The sequence below is a fragment of the Avibacterium endocarditidis genome (assembly GCF_002921145.1).
GTDB lineage: Bacteria > Pseudomonadota > Gammaproteobacteria > Enterobacterales > Pasteurellaceae > Avibacterium > Avibacterium endocarditidis.
Map to the genome: position 1 here is coordinate 1 of NZ_PQVI01000160.1, position 4,262 is coordinate 4,262.

The 4,262-nt window shown below is 42.5% G+C and carries 4 protein-coding genes; all 4 read right to left on the reverse strand.

The genetic code is table 11. The features are described 5' to 3' along the window. Positions 1-1,053: FtsH protease activity modulator HflK (gene hflK / locus C3Z13_RS11425; protein ID WP_181022064.1), on the reverse strand; the 1,053-nt coding region annotated here is incomplete at its 3' end. Positions 1,054-1,148: 95 nt separating this feature from the next. Then, positions 1,149-1,883, reverse strand: coding sequence for a 4'-phosphopantetheinyl transferase family protein (locus C3Z13_RS11430; protein ID WP_103855989.1), 735 nt, complete (start codon positions 1,881-1,883; stop codon positions 1,149-1,151). A gap of 30 nt (positions 1,884-1,913) precedes the next feature. Next, positions 1,914-2,177 (reverse strand): DUF5339 family protein, encoded by a 264-nt coding sequence (locus C3Z13_RS11435; RefSeq protein ID WP_103853734.1) that lies wholly within the window; start codon positions 2,175-2,177, stop codon positions 1,914-1,916. A 73-nt stretch (positions 2,178-2,250) separates the two neighbouring features. Further along, entirely contained in the window at positions 2,251-4,131 is a 1,881-nt protein-coding gene (gene htpG / locus C3Z13_RS11440) for a molecular chaperone HtpG (RefSeq protein ID WP_103855990.1), read from the reverse strand. Between the last annotated feature and the right edge of the window lie 131 nt (positions 4,132-4,262).

Sequence of the window (4,262 nt, forward strand, 5' to 3'; positions counted from 1 at the left end):
TAGCACGCTTAAGTTATTGCCGTTGCTATCAAGCAATACTTTTGGCGTGTTTGCCATCACTTTTTCCATCGTTTGAATATATAAGCGATCACGCAATAATTGCGGCGCGGCTTTAAATTCAGGCAATAAGCGTTGGAAACGTTCCACTTCCCCTTGCGCATTTAACACCACTTGATCTTTATAGGCCGTGGCTTCTTCAATAATGCGTTGTGCATTACCACGCGCGATTGGCTCTTGCTCGCGGGCATAGGCTTCCGCTTCACGAATATAGCGTTGCTCATCTTCTTGTGCTTTGATCGCATCATCAAAAGCGGCTTTCACTTCTTCAGGCGGGCGCGCAGATTGGAAGTTCACATCAAGCACTTCTAATCCCATATCATAAGGCTGAATAATGCCATTCAAGGCTTTCCAAGTGTCTTCACGCACAATGGAACGCCCTGTGGTTAAAATATCGTCCATTGACATATGTCCAATCACATAACGCAACGCACTGTCGGTAGCTTGGTTTAAGCTGTCATCGGCATTGGTTACGCTGAATAAATATTTTGCTGGATCACTCACGCGATATTGCACGGTCATTTCCACTTTCACCATATTTTCATCGCGAGTGAGCATTGCCCCTTGGGTTTTCAGCTCTTTCACTTGTTCCACATTAACGGGGATCACTTTATCTACGAAAGTCGGTTTCCAGTTCAAACCCGGTTGTACGATTTTTTCCAGCTCACCAAAACGCAACACCACGCCACGTTCCGCTTCTTTCACGGTGTAAAAACCGCTCACGCCCCAAACAATCGCACCAATCACCGCGGCAACAGGTAACAATTTACCTAAGCCGAATGACAGGCCTTTGCCGCCGCCATTATGGTTGCCACCATTTTGGCCGCCACCGAGTTTTTTCAATAAATTACTAAAGACTTCTTCAAGATCCGGAGGGGATTGTTCCTGCTTATTGCGCTTATCCCATTGGTTATTTGGATCGGATTTGTTATCCGATTGATTTGGGTTGCTCCCTGGTTTTCCCCAAGGATCTTGATCTGAACCATTAAAGGACATTCTTTTCTCCATTTGTCAAAAAATTGTTACAAGTCTAAACAAAATAATAGGTGAAGTCTAGGGCGGATTGCCTGCTTTCCCTTCCCCTTAAGCCGTCAAAAATCCGTTAAAGTGCGGTTCACTTTATAGCAAATTTTTTGCCTTAATTCAGTGGGAATTAAGCCTTCATCATTCCAATAAAAATAATGCGCTGTTGCCAAGGTTTCATTAGCAAAAACCGCCAAATAAAAGGGCAATTCTTGCGTAAATATGGCTTCCCCTTGCGGGCAATAGGCAGAAAATAATTGTAGGTTCTCTGCTTGGTGATCCACTTCCGATAATTTCACAATGCCTACACCTTGTGATTTCAATAGCGCTTCACGCAAACACCAAATACGATAAAAGGCTGTTTTTTTGTCAGGCTGCTTGGCAAACCATTGTTGTTCTTGTTCGGGAGCGAAATGACCAAGCAAGGCAGCATAATTCCGTTCTTTTTGCGGAAATTCAATGTCAATTCCTACCGCACTTTGGTTTTCATTTTTTTCATCAACCTTGAGTATCACCGCCACCCAATCGCCTGAATGGCTGATATTAAAATCAATATTCGGTTTGGGGAAATGCGGCCGTTGGGTTGGGCTGTATGCGATTTGTGCTAAAAGTGCGGTGGAAATTTTTGCGGTTTTTAATAATTGCCATAGCAAAAAATGCGCCACCCAACGGCAACGATAACGTTGCAACAAACGCGGTTGCTCAGGCGGTGCTTGACGTAATTTAGGCGTGAGTAATGCCGTTGGAATTTGCTCGAAAGGATAAGACTGATGAATGTTTCCCCACGCAATAAAAATGCTCATTGACGCTCCTTGTTACGCAGGGAAAGAAAATTAATGTTGAAAACGTGCCAAACGCGCACGGCAGAATTGTTCTTGTTTCTCAGCAGAGAGTTTTGTAAATTCTTTGCGATATTGTGCAAAATCCTGTTGCAACGCCTGCAAGGTTTCCGCTGGTAAGGTGGAAGTGGCAACATTCTCATCTAAAATATTGAAATAGGTTTGGCAGCTGTTAGCTAATTTAGCCGATTGAGTAACATTCAGCACTGAACTACAAGCAGATAACAATAAGCTGATAACGACAATAAATTTTTTCATACCATTCCTTTTTATAAGTCAAAAAATAAGCGTTGCCTAGTTTTAGACAACGCCTCTATTCTAACCTAATTTATTAAGATAACAACTCATTTACACGTTTAATGAATGCGGTTGGATTTTCCAGCGATCCGCGCTCCGCAAACATGGCTTGCTCAAGCAGTAATTCCACCCAATTTGCAAAGGCTGCATCGTCTGTCATCTCCGCCACTTTTTTCACTAATGAATGGTCTGGATTTAGCTCAAAGGTATATTTCACTTCTGGCACTGGCTGCCCACTCATTGCAAACAATTTCGCCATTTGTGTGGTCATTTGATCGTTATCCGTTGAAACCACCGCTGGGGTATCCGTTAAACGATGGGTTAAACGCACTGCTTTCACGCGATCTCCCAATAAGGTTTTCACGCGTTCAACGAAAGCACCAAAGGCTTCATCTTGTGCCTTTTGTTCTTCCTGTTCTTGATCCGCTAAATCGCCTAAATCAAGATCGGACTTGGTGATAGGCTGCAATGGTTTACCATCAAATTCGGTGAGATAACTTACCATCCATTCATCAATGCGATCAGAAAGCAACAACACTTCAATGCCTTTCTTATTAAACAGCTCTAAGTGCGGGCTATTTTTCGCCGCAATATAGCTATCTGCCGTGATGTAATAAATGGCTTTTTGACCTTCTTTCATTCGCGAAACATAATCTTGCAAGGAAACAGTTTGCTCGCTGCTATCATTATGCGTTGAAGCAAAACGATATAAACGGGCAATTTGCTCGCGGTTAGCCACATCTTCCGCCACACCTTCTTTTAACACCAAGCCAAATTCTTTCCAGAATTGTAAATATTGCTCTGGATTGTCTTTCGCTAATTTTTCTAGCATTTGTAATGAACGCTTGGTAAGCGCTTTACGCAAGGCGGCGGTTACTTTGTTATCTTGCAGAATTTCGCGAGAAACGTTGAGTGGTAAATCATTGCTATCAATTAAACCACGCATAAAACGCAGATAATTCGGCATAAATTGTTCCGCATCGTCCATAATAAACACGCGTTGCACATAGAGTTTTAAGCCTTTTTTGTGATCGCGGTTAAAGAGATCCCAAGGGGCTTTTGACGGCACATAAAGCAAGCTGGTATATTCTTGATTTCCTTCTACTTTATTGTGCGCCCACAGTAGCGGATCAGCAAAATCGTGGCTTAAATGTTTGTAGAACTCTTTATATTCTTCATCAGAAATTTCGCCTTTTGAACGCGTCCACAGGGCTTGGGCTTTATTAATTTTTTCCCATTTCACGCCCGTTTCTTTGCCTTCATCATCATATTCTGGTGTCAAAATTTCTACTGGCAAACCAATATGATCGGAATATTTGCTGATGATTTCACGCAAACGCCACGCGTTGGCAAATTCTTTGTCTTCCTCACGTAAATGCAAGGTGATCTCTGTACCACGCTCTTTTTTCTCAATATCGGCTACGGTATATTCACCATCACCAGTGGATTCCCACAACACGCCTTGATCTGCTGGCACGCCTGCGGCACGGGTTTTCACGGTTACTTTATCCGCCACAATAAAAGCAGAATAAAAGCCCACCCCAAACTGCCCGATAAGCTGGCTGTCTTTCGCTTGATCCGCGCCAAGTGCGCTCAAAAATTCTTTCGTTCCTGATTTCGCAATCGTCCCTAAATGATCGATCACCTGCTCACGCGTCATACCAATGCCATTATCACTGATGGTGATTGTGCCTTTTCCTTCATCAAAACTGATGCGAACTTTTAAATCCCCATCACCTTCATATAATTCTGGTGCAGAAAGGGCTTTAAAGCGTAATTTATCCGCCGCGTCAGAAGCGTTAGAAATTAGCTCACGCAAAAAGATTTCTTTATTCGAGTAAAGTGAGTGGATCATTAATTGAAGTAATTGTTTAACTTCAGATTGAAATCCACGCGTTTCTTGATTTTTGTTCATATTGTATCCTCTCTTTTGCAATGGGATCTTATATAGGAATAAATAAAGGAATTTCAACGGGAGATTTTTTGTTCGGTGAAAGTTTAAGCATTTCTGCTGCAATAAAAATGCGGTGAAAAATCACCGCACTT